The following is an 18,820-nucleotide window of genomic DNA, read 5'->3' as shown; positions in this document are numbered from 1 at the left end:
TATCGTTGAAATATTCTGTAACCGAAGAATCGCTTCCCCGGGTCTCGGTAATCCGCAGCCGCTCGCTCACTGTCGGCAGCATATCCGGATTTTCAATCTGAAAGGCGACAAAGGGAACTGCGCCGGGATTTAGGTGTACCCGTTCTCATTACACTCAAGCACAGATCTACTCAACCTTTTTTTTAGCTCTTAATAATATCAGAGAGGCTGACGGTGCAGAAGCATGTAGTAAACAGGGGTCAGATCAATAGGCGGCAGAATAGACGTCTTATTGAGAAAGAAATTTATCCCTGAAGTTGTGTGATCCTCATCCACTTGAACAGAATCCGCATCCGTGCAATCAGGTGAAAGAATACCAGATGCGGTTCTCCAGCCGACAAGTTCACTACTGTGATTGAGTAAAGCCAAGAAATAGTCGCCCGCAGGCAGGACTGGCGAAGTATATTGCCCCGAAACCACTGTGACTTCTGGTTCATCTCCCGCAACAACACAGCTCTGCTGAAAACGGACATAGTAGATATCGTCAACCGGTCTTTGACCATCTGCTTGAAAAACAGTGCCGCTGATATTTCCTCCTGTACCGAGCTGAAAATTCCGTTGGTCGAACAACTGCTTAGGCTCGTCAGAGGTTACTATTAATCTTTCTACCAACAGGCAGTCCGGGCTACTGTCTGTATTTATTCCGGTAAGCCATTCATTATTCACATCGGAAGAACTCATTATACTTGAAGCAAACAAGCTATACTCTCCCGGTGGCAACCCCGCAACAGTATAGGTACCGTCCTCCCTCACATCAGCAGTGAACATAGAGCTTGTAAAATCACAGGGATCTTGATTGGTATCTGGTTTATTGATGATTAAACCAACTCTCAGTTCATCAACAGATATATCTGAGCTATAATAAACCGTTCCCTGGACGGTAGCACCGGAATCCAACTGAAAATCAATGTCGTTAACCTGAGAACCTGAAGATGAAATATCTACAGATTCTACAATATCACATTGACTGACACTGGTTATCCCTCCACTCCATTCAGGGATATAGTTTGTTGCAACAGCCCCTCTTGCTGCGACAAAATAAGACCCTGGAGAGAGACCAGATATAGAATAACTACCGTCCGCAGAAATAGTGATGACAGGATAAAAAGGAGTAGAGATGGCACAAATATAATTACTAAAGATACAATCACATGCTTCCTCTTGACTTTGATAAACAGCAAGGTAAACCTTGTCCAGCTCCTCAGCTGTTAATGTTCCACCATCTCCATTACGGATGATTCCGTTGATTGTTGAGGCCTGTTCCAGTTCAAAATCAACTTGAATACTTTGCTCTTCTTCAGTTACCTGTATCTCTTTTCTCTGGTATTCATAAGGTGTGTCCTCCCAGTTAGCCGGTGCAGCAATACGATATTCACCAAGAGCGAGGTCAGAGAACATGTACGTTCCATCAACTGCTGTTACCGTTGAAGCAGATGCCAGACTACATCCGACTCCCAAATAGCTGGAGGAGCATTTCTTCATACCTACAGTTATATTCGCAACCGGCCCGTTACTATCCGTAACAGTACCATGTATAGTTGCCGATCGAGCCGAAACAAACATTCCAAAAGTACACAGTATGAAAGCAGAAAAAAATATCAACACATATTTTTGAATAGTCATCTCATTCCTCTTTGACGATCAATGATGCCTGAAAATCCCTTCGAAAAAAACCCTGTTAACCAAACAGAGAACGCCTGCGTCAGACCAAGCAAGCGCCTGAGATCATACGTGTAATCAAAAACATTCCCTGTCGATTCCTGAGCCTGCTCAAGGTATCCAAAGGTGGTGTAATCATAATAAACAGTCTTCGAGAAAACAGCAGAAGGGAGAGTGAAAAGCAATAGCCAGGTAACTGTTGCTATTTTCAAGACGTATAACAGGTGGGGCACGTTTCGAGCTGTCATTGGAGAATAAGAGGTTGTATTCTTCTTCAGTTGAGGAGACATTGTCAGGCGATATCGGCAAACACTACCAACATACTTCCTGATAAGTCAATAAAAATATAATAACTATCAGTTTTGGTTTGAGGTGGATGTAGAAATTTCCCTGTGCCGCAAGGAAATTCGTGAATATTTTTTTAAACATAACTTTCTGTGGTTACGCCAACCCCATCCAACTCATCAAAGATCATTTGCGCTGTAACCGACCGAGGTACGGCGGCCTATGTTGTCGTAGACATTAACCATACTGAGAAACAACGCTTAACAGAGAAAAAATATAACATTATTATTTCGGGTAAGGTACAGTATGCAAACCAATTGCAGCCCCAAAAAAATACTTCGGCATAGTTACACCTGGTAAACACAATAAGAACAAGCTCTACGCTGACGTTCAGTTCTTGTTGTCCTGACTCGAAGAACGAGAGAAAAATAAGCGTTCCATGCCTTTTTCAGCAATCATCGGTCAAACAAAAGCAATTAAGCTGCTCACCCGCGCCCTTAACAGCAATCGACTGGCACATGGTTATCTCCTGGTCGGCCCTGAAGGGGTGGGCAAAAGCACAACAGCCCACGCCTTAGCTGCCAGCCTTTTTTGCCAGACAACAGCAACTGGTTCTCCCTGCGGTTATTGCAGCGCTTGCATTAAATTCGCTTCAGGAAATCACCCTGATTTTCTGACCATCCAACCTGAAGGAGCTGGAATTAAAATCCAGCAAATCCGTGAACTGAAAAAAGGTCTCTCTTTTCCTCCTTTTGAAGCAGATATGCGGATTATTCTCGTTAAAGATGCGCAAACTATGGGCCGGGAAGCCGGAAACAGTCTTCTCAAAATTCTGGAAGAACCACCTCCCAATAACCTTCTGCTCCTGGTAGCCACAGATTCTGAGCCCCTTCTGGACACCATTGTCTCCAGATGCCAGGTTATTCCCTTTCAGCCTCTGCCTCCAGAACAAGCAATTCCAATCATTCAGGGGAACCATCCAGAGTTCAGCGCAGATGAAGTTGAAGCCATGGCCAAATTGACCGGCGGATGTCCGGGTCAGGCAGGAACCGTATATAATGACGAGGTGCTCCATTTTCATAACAAATGCACCCAAGCCTTGATAGCAGAGTATGCAAGCCAAGCTGAAGCCTTTGAGGAGGCTCTGTATCTTGCCGCTCGCCTTGCAGAACTCAAAGAGGGATTACATCAAATCCTTGATCTTCTTGCTCTCTCTTTTAAAGAAGATATGATTTCTTTGCTCTGTAAAGAAAAACCGTCTTTCTCCGGGAACATTTCAGAGAAAAGAGAAGGCTGGAATTTACAACGTCTTTCTGCTATGGTTGAGGCTATTGACCTTGCTCGTCGTCAACTGGCGAGAAACTGTAACCGGGCCTTGGTGTGCGAGGTGCTTCTGCTGGAACTCTTTGCTTAAACACGCTGCACAGGGAAGGAGCCTTCTCGTCGCCCGCCATTGCTCTCCTTATTCTCAACAAGTCTGCCGGGACACCACCGGTGCATCATATATGACTGAAACAAAAGAATCACAAGCTGTTGATCCACTTTTTCGCCAAAAGACAGGTCCCGGCCATCCTGAAGAAACAAGATATTACCGTATTCGCTTTCGTGAGCAAGGCCAAGAGTACACGGCTCGAAGTACTGAACCCAACCTGGTGAGAGGTGATATTGTCATGATAGAGGCAGAACATTGCCCTGAGCCGGTAACAGTGATCAACAGAACATCAGGCCCTACAGAACCAGATGTCAAGCGAGGTTGTTCCTATACCATCCTTCGCCGTGCAAATACCGAGGAAAAGAAAAAATACGAGTACCTGCCAACCTTAGAAAAACGAGCTACTGCTTTTTGCCGGGAATGTATAAAAAAACATTCACTCTCCATGCATCTGGTCCGTGCAGAACGCTTTTTTAACGGTTCCAAAATAATTTTTTATTTTACCGCAGAAAACCGGGTAGATTTTCGAGAGCTGGTCAAAGACCTGGTCCAGGAATTTCGCACCAGGGTTGAAATGCGTCAAATCGGTGTTCGACACGAAACCAAAATGACAGGCGGGATCGGAGCCTGCGGACGAGAACTCTGCTGCACTTCCTTCTTGCGCAAATTCGACTCAGTTTCCATTAAAATGGCAAAGACGCAGGATCTCCCCCTGAATCCAGCCAAGATTTCCGGTGTCTGTAATCGTCTGCTCTGCTGCCTGACCTATGAGTATGATAATTACAGAAACATTAAGCGGGAAATGCCCCGTGTTGGTCGCCTGCTCAAGTATGAGGGGACTGTTTACAGGGTGGTTCGTATCTTTGCCCTGCAAGGGACTGTGCTGGGGGTCTCGCGCGAGGAAGGCGAGCTGCTCATGACCGAAGAGCAATGGCGGGCAGCAACACCTGTCAGTCGGCAGGGGCCGAAAAAAGGCGGTAAGGCAAAGGGGGGTAAAAAAGGTGGGCAGCGGAAGAAAGGAAAAAAAGGCGAGTCTTCGGATTAAATTACATGAACTTGCGGAATACAGGAATCAGCTTGATGGGGGATTTGATCAATGATTACAACCGATGCAGATAAGATATTGAGCACTGCGCTCAAGCAAACCGAGACTGAACGGGCACGCATTGCAGAGGCACTGATCGCCAGTCTTGATGCCCCGGCAGATAGAGAGATTGAGCGCGCCTGGCAGCTCGAAATAGACCACCGACTCCGCGAAATTGATTCCGGTGTCGTTAAGTGCATCCCGTGGGAAGAAGTCAGGGATCGACTCTACCGAAACGCTAATGTACAGCGTTGACGTACATCCCGATGTGTATGCTGAGTTGGAACATTCCCGTGCATGGTACGAAAAACGGGCAAACAACCTCGGTACAGAATTCCTCATTGAGGTTGATCAAGCCATTGAGACAATACGGGAATCGCCCAGTACCTGGCCTTTAATAGACGAAAATCGCAGTATCAGACGATACTTCGTTCACCGCTTTCCATACGGTGTGATCTATCGGACCAGAGACAGACTCATCCTCGTCATTGCCGTGATGCATCTACGACGCCATCCAGATTATTGGCGAGGGAGAATCCTGTATTGGCAAGGTGACGACAGAGGGTAGCCAACAAAAGAGTGAAAGTTACATACCCGGCAATAGGTTTTACCTATCCGCTGATACCTTGAAGCATACCCAAGGTATGGGTGAAGCATACCCAGGGATACCCTAAATCATACCAAGGTATAGGTCGAAGCATACCTGGCAATAGGTTTTACCTATCCGCTGATACCCTGAACCATACCAAGGGATAGGTTCAACCATACCCGACCATAGGTTTTTCCTCTCCCTGGATACAAAGAACCACCCACTGCGTACGAAGCCCAGGTAGCCCGTGACATTCAGTGCCCTTGCAGACTGCTTTAAGGGTAAAGTTCAACCGAAGGAAACAAGAGATGCCTGACAATCCAAACAATCCGCATCCCCCGAGCGATTACTTTGGCGCAGGCAAGAAAAACGAACAACCCAAGGCCCTGAGACACGATTTTTTCATACCTATAACCTATATACCAAACAGATAAAACCATGGCAGCAGATGTACACGCCTTAGCCCCGGAAGTTGTGGTTGAATTTTTCGCCAACATCATGCCCTTTAAAGAGCTTGACCATGAAACCCTTCATGGTATGGCTCGCCATGTAAAAGTTGATTTCTTTCCCAAAGGAACCCGGTTATTCCACGCCGGAGAAACTGAAATCTCCCATCTTTTATTTATTCAGCAAGGCGGGGTCAAATCCTTTATCGTTGATGATGAGGGTGAGGTCACTCTGAAGGATTATCGGGGAGAAGGCGATTATATTGGTGCTCTGGGCATTATCCGGGGAACCAAGGCCAGCCTTGAGGTGGAAACCGTTGAAGATACCTTTTGCTTTCTTTTGCCCAAAGCGGTCTTCCTTGACCTGATCAACACCCAACCAGGTTTCTCCCAATATTACCTGAAAAGCTTTTCAGAAAAATTTGTTGGCACCGCCTATGCAGAACTCCGTCATCACAAGATGACCCGCCGGGGTGATGAAAACCTCCACCTCTTTTCCATGGAGGTGGGCGATATCGTCAAAAAAACGCTCCACACAATCCCGGCTGATAGCTCCATCCAGCAGGCAGCAGAAAAAATGTCTTCATTTCTGGTAGGTTCCCTGCTTATCCACCAGCCAGGACTTCCTGAAGAAATCATCGGCATTATCACAGACAGAGATCTGACTCGCAAGGTTCTTGCCACTGGACGTGATTATAATGAACCGGTCAGGAATATCATGTCCTCTCCTGTTGCCACGGTGCTTTCCCAGTCTACCTGTTTTGATGCCCTGCTCAAGATGATGTCCTCTTCTATTCATCATCTTGCTGTTGAACGGCGAGGAAAAATCATCGGCATTATCACCTCTCATGATATTATACTCATTCAAGGCATTTCCCCGTATTCCCTGTTTAAGGAGATCGGCAAACAGCAAAGCATTATTGGGCTGTATCCACTCTCGAAAAAAATCCCGGCAATGATTCGAAATCTGATCAAAGAAGGGGCCAAGCCAGGCAATATCTCCCGCATGATCTCGGTTCTGAATGATCACATCCTTGAGCGCCTTCTCACCCTGCTTGAAGAAGAAATGGGACCACCTCCGGTTCCGTATTGCTGGCTCCTGATGGGTTCGGAAGGCCGACGCGAGCAGACCTTTAAGACAGATCAGGATAATGCCATTCTTTATGCTGACCCCAAAAACGAACAGCAAGGCAAAGAAGCTCAGGAATATTTTGCTGCTTTTGCCCGCAAGGCTATCGACCATTTGGTGGAATGTGGCTACCCGCTCTGCCCTGGTGAAATCATGGCGGTGAACCCGAAATGGTGCCAGCCCTTGTCGGTCTGGAAGGGCTATTTTGAGGATTGGGTGGGGGCTCCTGATCCCCAGGAACTCCTGCATGCGACGATTTTCTTTGATTTTCGGGCCGGATTCGGCAAAGCAGTCCTTGCAGATAAGCTCCGTCAGCACCTGAACGAACTGACAGAGCGACAGGAACTGTACCTGCTCCACCTTGCTGGTCAATGTCTGTCAGGCAGAACTCCGCTTTCTTTTTTCAAGAATTTCATTGTTGAAAAAAACGGCGAGCATAAAAATAAATTGGATATTAAGCATCAGGGCATAACCCCTTTTGTCAATTTTGCCCGCATACTTGCTCTTCGTCACAATATAAGAGAAACGAACACCTTGGCCCGCCTGCACGTTCTTGCCAAGGAGGGTATTCTTGATGAAACCCTTTGGGCAACGGCTGTGGATGCCTATGAAATGCAGATGCAGCTTCGTATCATTCATCAGCTCAATCAAATAGAAGCTGATAAACAGCCAGATAACCATATAGCACCGGACGAACTTTCTGAGCTGGAAAAACGGATGCTCCGCGATGCCTTTGAGGTTATTGACCGGCTTCACAGCGTCTTGAAAACCATGTTCCCGACCCCTTAAAGCAATGCATTCCTTTCTTGACTCCCTGAGGAGGATGCTTTCCCTGGATCCTCCCCATCCTGTTCTGCTCAAAAACAAAGAGCAATTTGCTGATTTTAATCAGGGAGCCCCCCTGAACGAATACACCTTTGTTGTTTGCGATACCGAATTAACTGGCTTAAATAAACGCAAAGATGAAATCATCTCTATTGGTGCTGTTCGTATCGTCAACTTGCAAATCGACTTGAACCAGACCTTTCATCGCTATATCCAGCCAGCAAATATCAATCCCAACGATGCAACGCTTATTCACCGTATTACACCAGAGGAATTAAAAAAAGCAAACCGGGCTGTGGATATCCTGCCCGAATTTATCGAATTCTGCGATAATGGTCTCATTGTCGGCCATTTCGTTGGCCTGGATATGCATTTTCTCAATAGAACATCCCGTCGGTTTTTGGGCGGAACCTTGTCTAATCCCGGCATTGATACCATGCGACTTGCACGAAGGTATAAGGATAATGGGAAAAAAGATCATTACGGGCACCATGACCATGCCACCTCCTATACGCTTGATGACCTCACCAAGGAATTTGGCCTTCCTGTCTTTAAATCCCATGACGCCTTGGAGGACGCTTTACAGACAGCGTATCTTTTTTTATACCTTCTTAAAAAATTTAAAGATGGCGGTATTAACTCCCTGAAAGATTTGTACCGAGCAGGAAGAATTCGTAGCTGATATGCTCTCTTTTTATTCTTCTATCTTGACAGCATTGTCAGAGAAAAGTATAAAAGTGGTTACTCAAACTTTTTGAGAAGCGACGTTATTGTAAAGAGTTGCTGGGAAAAATAAAATTTTCCAAGCTAACTATATGAATATTCCTTATGAAAGACACTCCCACACTGTGTTCTTTATTGTAACGTCGTACAGATGTATTTTTTTACAGGAATGGCATACATTCTTGAAACAATCACAGCAGGCGAAAAAAGGCATTACCTTGTTCCATGTTGTTTGTTCAACACAAGGTGTCAAGGAGTACCCTCGAAATATTCTATGAAAATACCCGGGTAATTCCTAAGAGTCTATTCTGTATCCGTTCCCAATAGGGAAGGATATGTTTATAGTTTTGTACTTTTTTAAAAGGGAGTGGATCCCTAGAAGCAGGCAAGTGTGTTGTCTGTTCAACATTTAACACAAGGAGGTTATATGAGCAGTGATTCGCAAGAATACTGGAAAGCGAACATCCGATTAGTTATCGGATGTCTTGTTGTCTGGTTTATCGTGTCGTACGGTTGCGGAATACTTCTTGCCCCGGCATTGAATAACATTCATATCTTGGGTGGCTATCCGCTCGGTTTCTGGTTTGCCCAACAAGGGTCTATCTACAGCTTTGTCATACTCGTCTTTTTTTATGCCTGGCGAATGAATCAGCTGGATCGTAAATTCGGCGTTCAGGAAGATTAAGGAGAAAAAGAATGAGTTTACAATTAATGACCTATTTGGTGGTGGGTGCCACTTTTGCCCTGTATATCTTTATTGCTATTAAGTCGCGGGCCGGTACAACCGGTGAATTTTATGTTGCTGGCAAAGGTGTACACCCGGTACTCAATGGTATGGCCACAGGCGCTGACTGGATGTCTGCGGCCTCTTTTATTTCAATGGCCGGACTCATAGCCTTTAAAGGCTATGATGCCTCTGTCTTCCTCATGGGTTGGACGGGCGGTTACTGCCTGCTCGCCATGCTCTTGGCCCCGTATCTGCGAAAATATGGGAAATTTACTGTTCCAGAATTTATTGGTGATCGTTATTACTCCAATACAGCACGGGTTGTTGCGGTTATCTGCCTCATTGTTGCCTCCCTGACCTATGTTATCGGCCAGATGAAAGGCATCGGTGTTGCTTTTTCCCGTTTTCTTGAGCTGCAATACGAAATCGGGCTCGCCGTTGGTATGATTATCGTTTTCATTTATGCTGTTCTCGGTGGCATGAAAGGTGTGACCTATACCCAGATCGCTCAGTACTGTGTTCTGATTTTTGCCTACACCGTACCTGCGGTTTTTATCTCCCTTCAGCTGACGGGTAATCCCCTGCCCCAGCTGGGACTTGGTGGTGAGATGGCTGACGGTTCCGGTTTTCTCCTTGATAAACTGAATCAAACCTTGGTGGATCTCGGGTTTAACGAATACACGACCCAGAACGGTTCAACGCTGAACATTTTTATGTACACCATGTCACTGATGATCGGTACTGCTGGCCTTCCCCATGTTATTACTCGCTTCTTCACCGTTCCTAAGGTAAAGGATGCCCGTTCTTCAGTAGGTTGGTCTTTAATTTTTATCGCTATTCTTTACACCACAGCTCCGGCGGTTGGAGCAATGGCGCGACTGAACCTGATGGAGACCATTCGTCCTTCCACAGCCCAGGCTAGCCAGAGCAATGAATGGCTCAAATACGAAGAACGTCCCCAATGGTTCAAAAACTGGGAAAAAACCGGTCTGCTAAAATTTGAAGATAAGAACGGCGACGGACGAATCCAGTATGTTGGTCCCAAGTATAAAGAGGCAGAGAACGAAATGGTCAAGGTTGATCGCGATATCATGGTACTTGCTAACCCTGAAATTGCTAACCTGCCTAACTGGGTTATCGCCCTTGTTGCAGCTGGTGGTATTGCAGCTGCTCTGTCCACAGCTGCTGGTCTTTTGCTGGCTATATCTTCATCCATTTCTCATGACCTGCTCAAGGGCATTGTCATGAAGGACATGAGTGATAAAGCCGAGCTACTGGCTGGTCGTATAGCTATGGCTGGTGCTATTCTTGTAGCAGGTTATTTTGGCCTCCATCCTCCGGGTTTTGCAGCTCAGGTTGTTGCGCTGGCCTTTGGTCTGGCAGCATCTTCCATCTTCCCTGCCCTGATGATGGGTATTTTTATCAAGCGAGTCAACAACATCGGTGCAGTTTGTGGTATGCTGGCAGGTTTAGGAATCACCTTGGTTTACATCTTCTGGTTTAAAGGTTGGTTCTTTGTGGCTGACACTGCAATGGCAGCCAATACTCCTGAAAACTGGTTCCTTGGCATTGCCCCTGAAGCCTTTGGTACTATAGGCGCTTTAGTTAACTTTGCTGTTGCCTACTTGGTATCCCGTATTACTCCGGAACCACCAGAACACATCCAGAACCTCATTGAGGACATCCGCGTTCCTGGTGTTGTTCAAAGGTAATGAACTGATTATACAGTTTCGTTAAAGCGTGCTAACGGCACCTCAACCACTGGGTTGAGGTGCCGTTTTTTTTTGTTTACTTCTTAATTCACTCCTCCCACTCCCGTCCATCCCGTGCCAACAAAGCCACCGAGGCCACTGGCCCCCAGGTTCCAGCCGGATATTGCTTAGGTAATTCACTGGACTTTTCCCAGGCCTCCTGAATAGAATCAATCCAGGCCCAGGATCGTTCCACCTCATCCCGGTGAATAAACAAGGCCTGACTCCCCTGCATGACCTCCAGAATTAAGCGCTCATAGGCTCCGGCAACACGTTCCTCTTTAAACGCCTCGGAAAAACTCAGATCCAGCATGGTACGTTGAAGATGAATCCCATCGCCAATACCTGGCACCTTATTCAACATCTCAATCTCTACTCCTTCGTCGGGCTGAAGCCGAATTACCAATTTATTGGCAGGTAAGGAACGGTATGAATCCGTAAAAATATTATGAGGCAGTTGCTTATAATTGATCACAACTTCTGAGCGCTTGGTGGCCATCGCCTTACCCGTACGCAAATAAAAAGGGACTCCGGCCCAACGCCAATTATCAATATCCACCCGGATGGCAACAAAGGTCTCAGTATTAGATGTGGGATTGTCCCCTGCCTCTTCCAGATAACCGGGAACAGGTTTTCCTCGAATAAAGCCAGGACCGTACTGGCCTCGCACCACCTTGCGCTCAATGTTTTTCGTTGTAATAGGCCGCAACGCCTTGAGCACCTTTAATTTTTCATTACGCAGGCTGTCATCATGGAGATTCACTGGTGGATCCATAGCAACCAGAGTCAAAATCTGCATCAGATGATTCTGGACCATATCTCGCAATTGGCCGGATTTATCAAAATAGCCCCAACGCCCTTCAATCCCCACCTGTTCTGCTACCGTGATCTGGACATGATCAATGGTGTTATGATCCCAATTGGTTGTAAAAATAGAATTGGCAAAGCGTAAGGCCAGCAGATTCATCACTGTTTCTTTACCCAAGTAATGATCAATCCTATAAATCTGGTTTTCATGAAAAAATTTAGAGACCAAATCGTTGATCTGGCAAGAGGTGAGGAGATTACGGCCAATGGGTTTTTCCAGCACAACCCTGGTCTCTGGAGTAATCAAGCCAGCCTGGGCCAAGCCATTACAAATATCTCCAAAGAGCGAAGGAGCGACAGAGAAGTAATTCACCATCACCCGGCATTGTTGGTTCATCAACTGACAGAGGCGTTGGTACTGCTCAGGACGATCAAGGTTAATCAGCACATAATGCATCCGGGCTAAAAGCTGCTCCTCAGCCTCGCGGTCAAGAGGCTCATCAACAAAACTTTCCAGCTTCTTTTGCATCTCAGCCTGAAAGGCTTCCTGCGTAAGATCGTGGCGAGCCACTCCAATAATCCTGGTATCGTAATTCAGCATACCAGATTTCTCCAGCTGATAGAGTGAAGGCAAAAGCTTACGCTGGGCCAAATCCCCCATAATGCCAAAAATGATAAAATCACAGGATCGTTTCTCCATCATACCGAACTCCGCTTTACTTAATTTTTTCAAGAATTTTCTCTCGGAAACTTCTCCCATCTCCCCCCTTGGGATGGAACAACAAAAAATGAAAATCACTCAGGAGGATCAAAGGAACCTCATCGCACTTTCATATAAAGATAACTATCCTTCATTCATAAATAATTAACAAGAAAATCCAGCATTACTTATTGATGAACAACCAGTAAGCAAGTACTCAACCGTCCTCTATTGCCTCTCTGACGTCTTGACTTTTTATTGATATCAAGTACTATCGCTGATAAGCTTTTGTCAAAATATGGCTCTGTATTTCACAATAATTCTAAACAAATCCCATTCCATTTCTCTGGTATGGGACAACTTTCATATAAAGAAGGCGAACAATATGCTGAAAATCAATGAACATTATCTTAAGCTCCAGGCATCTTACCTTTTTTCTGATATTGCAAAACGAGTAAATGCCTTTCAGGAAGCCAACCCGGACAAGGATATCATCCGCTTAGGAATCGGAGATGTCACCCACGGACTCCCAATGGCTTGTATTGAGGCCTTTCACAGCGCTGTTGATGAAATGGCAGAAGACAGTAGTTTTCGCGGGTACGGCCCGGAACAGGGCTATGCCTTCCTGCGCGAGGCTATTGCCAAAAACGATTTTCAGGCCAGAGGTGCAGACATCAGCCCGGATGAAATTTTTGTCTCTGATGGCGCAAAATGTGACACTGGTAATATTCAGGAACTCTTCAGCATCGATGCCAAGATAGCACTCCCTGATCCTGTTTACCCGGTCTACCTGGACACCAATGTTATGGCTGGCCGAACCGGTACTTACAGTGATGGCCGCTATCAGGGCATAGTCTACCTGGACTCAACCAAGGAAAATAACTACGTACCAGACCTGCCTTCAGAGCCGGTTGACCTGATCTACCTCTGCTTTCCCAATAACCCCACCGGTTCCACTGCAACCAGGGAAGAGCTGAAACAATGGGTTGATTATGCCAAGGAGAACAAGGCCCTGATTCTCTTTGACGCTGCTTATGAGGCCTTTATCCGGGATGCATCCCTGCCCCGCTCCATCTTTGAGATTGAAGGAGCCAAAGAGGTAGCAATTGAATTCCGTTCCTTTTCCAAGAACGCAGGTTTTACCGGAACCCGTTGCGCCTATACCGTTGTTCCGAAAGAATGCATGGCCTTTGATAGCACAGGCAATAAACAAGCAGTTCACACCCTCTGGAACCGCCGTCATTGCACCAAATTCAACGGGGTTTCCTACCCGGTTCAGCGGGCAGCTGAGGCTGTATATTCTGAGGCAGGTCAGGCCCAGATCAACACACTCGTAAATTCGTATCTTGAGAACGCAGACCTGATCGCCAAAGCCATCGGTGAGCTGGGTTTTGATTATGCCGGAGCAGCTAACTCACCCTATGTCTGGATCCGGGGTGATCGCGATTCCATGGACTTCTTTGATATGCTGCTGAACAAGGCTGGCGTGGTCTGTACACCAGGCCAAGGCTTTGGTAAATGTGGTCAGGGGTACATTCGCCTTTCCGCCTTTAACTCCCGTGAAAACGTTATCACAGCAATGGAGAGAATCCAACAAGCACTGTCTTGATTTTTCAACCCCTTTGGGGCCGGGATACAGCTTCCCGGTCCCGGAAAGAACAGAGTCCCCTACTCCCTTGCTGGCCGTTGGGGGACAGCCTGAAAAGCTTTTTGTTTCTGCTTCTCCACAGATCGTAGACAACCCCGCATAACGATCTGAAAGGAATCCCAATCTCTCAACAGAAAAAGGGTTATTTTACAATACGCCTGTTCACTTGCAGTCATAGCACATTCTCCTTACAGAGTAACGGCTCGGAGATGCAGGCAAAAAAATCCCCGAACCTGGTTAACAGATTCGGGGATGCCCTTTTTGTCCACGAATATACTCTCTTCCACTGCCCATTACATGTACTTTGCTCGCCGCAACAAAACTTCCAATGCTACGATAAAGTCATAAAGGCAGTTTACCTGAACGCACACGTACCTCCGATGTGGCAGGCTCTTCTTTTTCAGACAGGTCTTCTGACTCCCGGATCATCCTCGTGACTGCGCCTTCCCGCCATATGCAGTGGCTTCATGCAATCCTTGTCCCCGGTTACAGCGGCGGGCCCGTCCCGGATTCACACCGGGTTCCCTATTAAGCTCGGTTAAGAGCATCTGAAAAGATGCCGAAATTCTACCCGTCCCTCTCTTTTCTGTCAAGACCTGATATGAAGTAGGGACACGGCATGCCGTGTCCCTACTTCCATTGCCCCGATGAAATGGGGGCAAAAAGAAACCGGGGCACGCGCTGCGCACGCACCCGATCAAGCCAATTTCACGTTCTTGCCATCATAGCGTGACTGGCTTCGGACTCCACACTTGGTAGTCGTCTTCACTGGTTTGGTCAGACCATTGAATGATGTAGTTGTTATTCGACGCATTCCGACTATTTGGCCCGATGTACTTCTGAGAGTTTACATTACGGATAAGAATGTTTCCATTGTAATCTTGGAACGTCCAGAGTTGAAAGCTGCCATTGGATTCGACGAGCTGGGTGTAGTATTGGATCGCTGTGGCACCGTTGTCTTTACTGCGCCCTCTGATGCAAGCGAGATATCCTGTCCGCTGGTTAATCATTATGTATGTTCCTTTGGATTGGTATTGAATGAGATACCAAACTTGGCTCGAAAGCAGAATACCACTCCCAGAAATATTGTCATATTGCTCGAGTGCCAAGCTGCCGTCATTGTCGAACCTCATGTTATCCTGAACGCCCAGATATAGGCTTCCGTTCTTAATGTTCTGAAACCTATACCGTCCTTCACTTAATGTCGTCATGTGCTTCTCCTTATGTTTTTTTGACCACCTATATGCGGAGGTCGATATTCGCCTGCTATTAAACAGGCGTACACAATGGACGATTCCTATAACCGTCCAAAGAGATTCAATCCCGCTGTTACGTTACCTCCTCCTCTACTCAAATGGTTCCTACACCGCCACATCCAGAAGATCCACCAGCGTGCCGGTATAGTCATTGCGGATCATCTCCCAGAGGGCGGCGTAATCATTCACGCTGATATTCAGCGAAGTTACAGCCGAGCCGGTAAAGCCCGGCAGGGTATATGCTCCGTTCCCGGTTACCGGGATCTCCGTGCCGCTCTCTCCTTGCTTCTTCATATTGATGAGCGAGAAGAGCAGCCGTTCTTCGACCAGATCCTGAATCACCTGGATGCGCAGGCGTTCGTCCGCTGTGACCAAACCGCCGGTGACCACGGCATAAGGTGTAGCCGCGTTATCGGTCAGGATGCCGGTATCAGGCGGGTTCGGGTGGCCCAGGCCGGGAACCCCCAGCGGAGTGCCGTGTTCTGTGTATTGGGTGGTCACGCTGATGGTGTACTCGTTGTTCCACGGGTTGCTCTGGGCCGGAATGTCCGGTGCCAACAGGATCTCGGAGTTGGAGATAATGCCAAAGGTGCTCTGCTGTGTCTCGCCGCTTTCCGTGCCCCGGATCACACAACTGCAATCCGGGTCTTCCTCGTCAAAGTCGAGATTGCTGCCGGTCAGGTGCAGGAGACCAGCCGGGTTGAGCACGTTGGCCAGCTTGAGCTTGGTATCTTCGACTGCATTGATATGCGGGAGTTTCTCGTTCATGGGCAGGCGTTCCATCCGGGCTTCTGCGCGCAGTCTACGGAGAAAATCACGGGTGCCGCTGATGCTCGCCTGGAGCATATCCTCGTTGTCCGGCAGGGGAGCGTCCGGGCTGTCCAGCCGCCCCTTGGCCGAGACGCGGAAGATAAAGGCATCCGGCAGGGTGACCTGGTAACCGTTAATCAGTTGGTTCTGAATCCACTCCATAATGATCGGCGCAAGCGAACGCACCAGATCATTGTTGTAATTGGGGTTGGTGGCAAAGATATCAGCAGCCATTTCGTCGTAACCCACGATGTTGCGGGGTACGATCTGGATGCGGTAGGAAATGAGTTTGGTGAGTGCGTTGAGTACCGGACGCCATAGAACAGTAGACATGATTATTCTCCTGTGATAAAGAAGGGATAGAATCAGTAAATTACCGTTTATCAGGTCAACCTATGACGGTATTATGCACTTGTCAAGAAAAATATTACGCATATTCTCAGGATAATGCAAAAAGATGGCTTGCTGGTGTGTTTTCAGTGCTTGTACTCCTGTGCAACTACAAGTTCAACGAGAGTACAACGGCAGATTTAACCAGAGTGTAATAGTGCGTTAGACTCTAGTACGACGGGACGTTGTACTAGAGTAGGACGAGACGTTGCACTAGAGTTCAATGGTAGGTTTAACCAGAGTGTAACGATACGCACCTCTCTCGCGCGACTAGATGTACTGTTATCGTTTCCCTTGCTTGGCTTCCCCCCTGGTCGGGGTGACACACACCTGCCTGACGCAGGCCAGGAATGTCTGCCATGCCAGATAAACGAAAAAAGGGACACTCATAAAGAGCGTCCCTCAGAACAAACAGATAATCCGTTCCTGACTTAGAATTTCAGGCGTACACCAGCCAAAGCCAAAGAAATGGGATCGTAATCAGCACCGGTGTTGTCTTCCAGTTCAAAATTACGATAATCGGGTCTGCCCCGCAATACAGCACAGGGCTATTGTGGAGGAAGATACGGGTGCAAGGCACTAAAACGGCGGCAACCAACTCTGACCGAAGAAGCCCTTGCTGAAATACCGAAGTCCTACATACACGGCCAGCACGATAAAGAGCCATTTCAGCCATTTTTCAGGAATATATTTCTGCGTTTTCGGGCCGATGAAGGCACCTACGGCAACCCCGGCCATTTCGATGCCCACCAGCTCCCAGCTGATATAGGTCCCGCCGACAACCACAAAGGAAAAAATACTGCTCACCATACTCAGCAGCACGGCCAGAGCCGAGGTACCCGCAACAATGTACATGGGCAGGCCGATGATGCTGGTCAGGAAAGGAACATAGAGAAATCCGCCGCCGATCCCCAGAAATGAGGCAATGGAGGCGATGACCACGCCGCCGAGTACGGCAAGAAGCGGGTTAAAGGTGAATTCAGCCCGGTAGGTTGGGGTGAAAGGCACGAACCCCGACAATCATGAAGCAAGTCGGACATGTCGGGATTCGCTCCGTTCGCCCGCAACCTACACAGTGTTATGACCTGCGCAACGCCGTGCGAAAGGTGATGACCGATCTCCACCTTCATGCGGTATAATCTTTTGGGAGAAGGAGATAAACGTTGAAACTCAACCACACGGATTATATGGAAGCATCCGCCTCCCGAATAGAGACAGCACGCCGCCTCCATCGTATCGGGCGGTACTCCGCAGCCATCTATTTCGCCGGGGTGTCAGTGGAGTGCCTGCTCAGGTCGTTCATCGTGCGTGAAGATCCGGAGTTCGACCAGCGTCATGATCTTCGCGCACTGTGCAAAAAGGCAGAGCTGGCCGCCTTTATCCGCCCGCAGGACCGACGCCGGGCGACCGCATGGCTCGGCAATGTCTGGACACGATGGAAGGGGTGCGATTAAAAGTGAGGTATGATCAATTATCGGATGCATGACAGAGTATGGTTCTGTTAAGATGCTTACTTTCAGAGATAGCTGAAAAATAGTCAGCACACTGTATTGTCCACTCATATAATAATCGTTCCAGAGGAAATGATCATGTCATCACTGTCACAAGAAGATAAGGAATTGCTAAATCAGCTGAACAAACGACCCGACCTGAAAAAACGTGTAAAATCAGTCCTGTCTATAGTTGCTGACGACGGAGAGGGAATTGTCAAGGCCGACGAAGCCGAAGAAAGGGTTGTTGAGGTGACCCGCCAGATGGGTAATGATGTGCTTACCGAATGGGCTTTGAGCAGAATTGAAAAATCTGACGCATATCTTCCTGATGACAATAATATTTCCCGTAGCGGTACAAAAGATCTTCATTGGCATACGACATTCGGAGAAATTCGAGTGGTTGAGCAGGTCTACAAATGCCCCGGAAAACGGTTTCGACCGTTCAGTCAAAGTGCCGGAATAACATGTCGTTGCTGTTCACTTACCCTGCAGCGTGTCGTAACCGACTTTGGGGCGGATCACGCCTTTGGTCGTGTCCCTGGAAAACTGAAGGAACATTACGGGATATCGCTCTCCGTCAGCACTGTCCGTAATATAACGATGACTCATGCTCACCATATACATGAAAGACGCCAGCAGGAAAGAATTGAAGAATATCCGACTGAAATCGGGCGGGATTATGTGATTGCCGAAACGGACGGCAGCATGGTGCCAATTGTTGTAACAGATGAAAATGCCGAAGATCGGCGCAAAGGTAAAAAGTACTCTTGGAAAGAGGCACGCCTGTGTTTTGCGCATATCCCCGGCGAAACGACACTTAAATTCGGGGTGGAATTTCAGGAAGGTGTGGCCGAGGTGGGCAAGAATCTTTTCGACTGTGCCTGCCGGGCGGGATTCGGCCAAGGGACGTATCTGCATTCAGTGGGTGACGGAGCATTTTGGATTTGCGGACAGGTGGGAGAGAAGTTCGGCCCGCAAGGGAATTATCTTGTTGATTTTTTACACCTTTGCGGATACCTGGAAAGTG

Annotated in this window: 16 protein-coding genes, 1 pseudogene and 1 riboswitch; of the genes and pseudogenes, 11 read left to right on the top strand and 6 right to left on the bottom strand. The window is 47.5% G+C overall.

Features of this window, described 5'->3' with window-relative positions:
- Positions 1 to 198: 198 nt before the first annotated feature.
- Positions 199 to 1,521: an MSCRAMM family protein gene (locus tag L2082_RS13080; RefSeq protein ID WP_446011839.1), complete on the bottom strand. Its 1,323-nt coding sequence runs from the start codon at positions 1,519 to 1,521 to the stop codon at positions 199 to 201.
- A 137-nt stretch (positions 1,522 to 1,658) separates the two neighbouring features.
- Complete coding sequence (locus L2082_RS13075) at positions 1,659 to 1,910, bottom strand: hypothetical protein (RefSeq protein ID WP_446009772.1); 252 nt, start codon at positions 1,908 to 1,910, stop codon at positions 1,659 to 1,661.
- A 512-nt stretch (positions 1,911 to 2,422) separates the two neighbouring features.
- Between L2082_RS13075 and holB the strand changes: the two genes are divergently transcribed.
- The 8 genes from holB to L2082_RS13035 all read left to right on the top strand — a co-directional run bounded on the left by holB (position 2,423) and on the right by L2082_RS13035 (position 10,650).
- Positions 2,423 to 3,397, top strand: coding sequence for a DNA polymerase III subunit delta' (gene holB, locus L2082_RS13070; RefSeq protein WP_446009773.1), 975 nt, complete (start codon positions 2,423 to 2,425; stop codon positions 3,395 to 3,397).
- 91 nt (positions 3,398 to 3,488) lie between these two features.
- On the top strand, positions 3,489 to 4,460 hold the full coding sequence (locus tag L2082_RS13065) for a PSP1 domain-containing protein (protein ID WP_446011838.1): 972 nt from the start codon (positions 3,489 to 3,491) through the stop codon (positions 4,458 to 4,460).
- A 51-nt stretch (positions 4,461 to 4,511) separates the two neighbouring features.
- Positions 4,512 to 4,754: an addiction module protein gene (locus tag L2082_RS13060; RefSeq protein WP_446009775.1), complete on the top strand. Its 243-nt coding sequence runs from the start codon at positions 4,512 to 4,514 to the stop codon at positions 4,752 to 4,754.
- Complete coding sequence (locus tag L2082_RS13055) at positions 4,741 to 5,067, top strand: type II toxin-antitoxin system RelE/ParE family toxin (protein WP_446009776.1); 327 nt, start codon at positions 4,741 to 4,743, stop codon at positions 5,065 to 5,067. The genes L2082_RS13060 and L2082_RS13055 overlap by 14 nt, the downstream gene beginning before the upstream one ends.
- Before the next feature lie 459 nt (positions 5,068 to 5,526).
- Complete coding sequence (locus L2082_RS13050) at positions 5,527 to 7,452, top strand: DUF294 nucleotidyltransferase-like domain-containing protein (protein ID WP_446009777.1); 1,926 nt, start codon at positions 5,527 to 5,529, stop codon at positions 7,450 to 7,452.
- Positions 7,453 to 7,486: 34 nt separating this feature from the next.
- Entirely contained in the window at positions 7,487 to 8,170 is a 684-nt protein-coding gene (locus L2082_RS13045) for a 3'-5' exonuclease (protein WP_446009778.1), read from the top strand.
- 468 nt (positions 8,171 to 8,638) lie between these two features.
- On the top strand, positions 8,639 to 8,896 hold the full coding sequence (locus L2082_RS13040; RefSeq protein WP_446009779.1) for a DUF4212 domain-containing protein: 258 nt from the start codon (positions 8,639 to 8,641) through the stop codon (positions 8,894 to 8,896).
- Between the two features lie 11 nt (positions 8,897 to 8,907).
- Positions 8,908 to 10,650 carry a sodium:solute symporter family protein gene (locus L2082_RS13035; protein ID WP_446009780.1) on the top strand — a complete coding sequence of 581 codons (1,743 nt, stop codon included), beginning with the start codon at positions 8,908 to 8,910 and terminating at the stop codon, positions 10,648 to 10,650.
- 88 nt (positions 10,651 to 10,738) lie between these two features.
- On the opposite strand, the gene zwf is transcribed toward L2082_RS13035, so the two are convergent.
- On the bottom strand, positions 10,739 to 12,199 hold the full coding sequence (zwf, locus tag L2082_RS13030; protein WP_446011837.1) for a glucose-6-phosphate dehydrogenase: 1,461 nt from the start codon (positions 12,197 to 12,199) through the stop codon (positions 10,739 to 10,741).
- A 382-nt stretch (positions 12,200 to 12,581) separates the two neighbouring features.
- Between zwf and L2082_RS13025 the strand changes: the two genes are divergently transcribed.
- Entirely contained in the window at positions 12,582 to 13,805 is a 1,224-nt protein-coding gene (locus tag L2082_RS13025) for an LL-diaminopimelate aminotransferase (protein ID WP_446011836.1), read from the top strand.
- Between the two features lie 425 nt (positions 13,806 to 14,230).
- Positions 14,231 to 14,411: riboswitch (cobalamin riboswitch) on the bottom strand.
- Between the two features lie 155 nt (positions 14,412 to 14,566).
- Here L2082_RS13025 and L2082_RS13020 read toward each other — a convergent pair.
- The 3 genes and pseudogenes from L2082_RS13020 to L2082_RS13010 all read right to left on the bottom strand — a co-directional run.
- Complete coding sequence (locus tag L2082_RS13020; protein WP_446011835.1) at positions 14,567 to 15,055, bottom strand: RICIN domain-containing protein; 489 nt, start codon at positions 15,053 to 15,055, stop codon at positions 14,567 to 14,569.
- A gap of 150 nt (positions 15,056 to 15,205) precedes the next feature.
- A complete protein-coding gene (locus L2082_RS13015; protein ID WP_446011834.1) occupies positions 15,206 to 16,243 on the bottom strand; it encodes a DUF4469 domain-containing protein in 1,038 nt (345 codons plus the stop codon).
- A gap of 636 nt (positions 16,244 to 16,879) precedes the next feature.
- A pseudogene (locus L2082_RS13010) lies at positions 16,880 to 17,290 on the bottom strand (sulfite exporter TauE/SafE family protein); the annotation flags it as partial.
- Positions 17,291 to 17,463: 173 nt separating this feature from the next.
- On the opposite strand from L2082_RS13010, the gene L2082_RS13005 reads away from it, so the two are divergent.
- Both L2082_RS13005 and L2082_RS13000 read left to right on the top strand, forming a co-directional pair.
- Positions 17,464 to 17,754 (top strand): HEPN domain-containing protein, encoded by a 291-nt coding sequence (locus L2082_RS13005; protein WP_446011833.1) that lies wholly within the window; start codon positions 17,464 to 17,466, stop codon positions 17,752 to 17,754.
- Positions 17,755 to 17,889: 135 nt separating this feature from the next.
- Positions 17,890 to 18,820: ISKra4-like element ISTvi1 family transposase (locus L2082_RS13000; protein ID WP_446011832.1), on the top strand; the 931-nt coding region annotated here is incomplete at its 3' end.

Source organism: Candidatus Electrothrix sp., assembly GCF_052785085.1.
This window is presented reverse-complemented; position numbering and strand designations above follow the sequence as displayed.

Excerpts from the sequence above, each read along its gene's own strand:
- L2082_RS13080 (WP_446011839.1), bottom strand. The coding sequence starts at position 1,521 with ATGAAGAAATGCTCCTCCAGCTATTTGGGAGTCGGATGTAGTCTGGCA.
- holB (WP_446009773.1), top strand. The coding sequence starts at position 2,423 with ATGCCTTTTTCAGCAATCATCGGTCAAACAAAAGCAATTAAGCTGCTC.
- L2082_RS13065 (WP_446011838.1), top strand. The coding sequence starts at position 3,489 with ATGACTGAAACAAAAGAATCACAAGCTGTTGATCCACTTTTTCGCCAA.
- L2082_RS13060 (WP_446009775.1), top strand. The coding sequence starts at position 4,512 with ATGATTACAACCGATGCAGATAAGATATTGAGCACTGCGCTCAAGCAA.
- L2082_RS13055 (WP_446009776.1), top strand. The coding sequence starts at position 4,741 with ATGTACAGCGTTGACGTACATCCCGATGTGTATGCTGAGTTGGAACAT.
- L2082_RS13050 (WP_446009777.1), top strand. The coding sequence starts at position 5,527 with ATGGCAGCAGATGTACACGCCTTAGCCCCGGAAGTTGTGGTTGAATTT.
- L2082_RS13045 (WP_446009778.1), top strand. The coding sequence starts at position 7,487 with ATGCTTTCCCTGGATCCTCCCCATCCTGTTCTGCTCAAAAACAAAGAG.
- L2082_RS13040 (WP_446009779.1), top strand. The coding sequence starts at position 8,639 with ATGAGCAGTGATTCGCAAGAATACTGGAAAGCGAACATCCGATTAGTT.
- L2082_RS13035 (WP_446009780.1), top strand. The coding sequence starts at position 8,908 with ATGAGTTTACAATTAATGACCTATTTGGTGGTGGGTGCCACTTTTGCC.
- zwf (WP_446011837.1), bottom strand. The coding sequence starts at position 12,199 with ATGATGGAGAAACGATCCTGTGATTTTATCATTTTTGGCATTATGGGG.
- L2082_RS13025 (WP_446011836.1), top strand. The coding sequence starts at position 12,582 with ATGCTGAAAATCAATGAACATTATCTTAAGCTCCAGGCATCTTACCTT.
- L2082_RS13020 (WP_446011835.1), bottom strand. The coding sequence starts at position 15,055 with ATGACGACATTAAGTGAAGGACGGTATAGGTTTCAGAACATTAAGAAC.
- L2082_RS13015 (WP_446011834.1), bottom strand. The coding sequence starts at position 16,243 with ATGTCTACTGTTCTATGGCGTCCGGTACTCAACGCACTCACCAAACTC.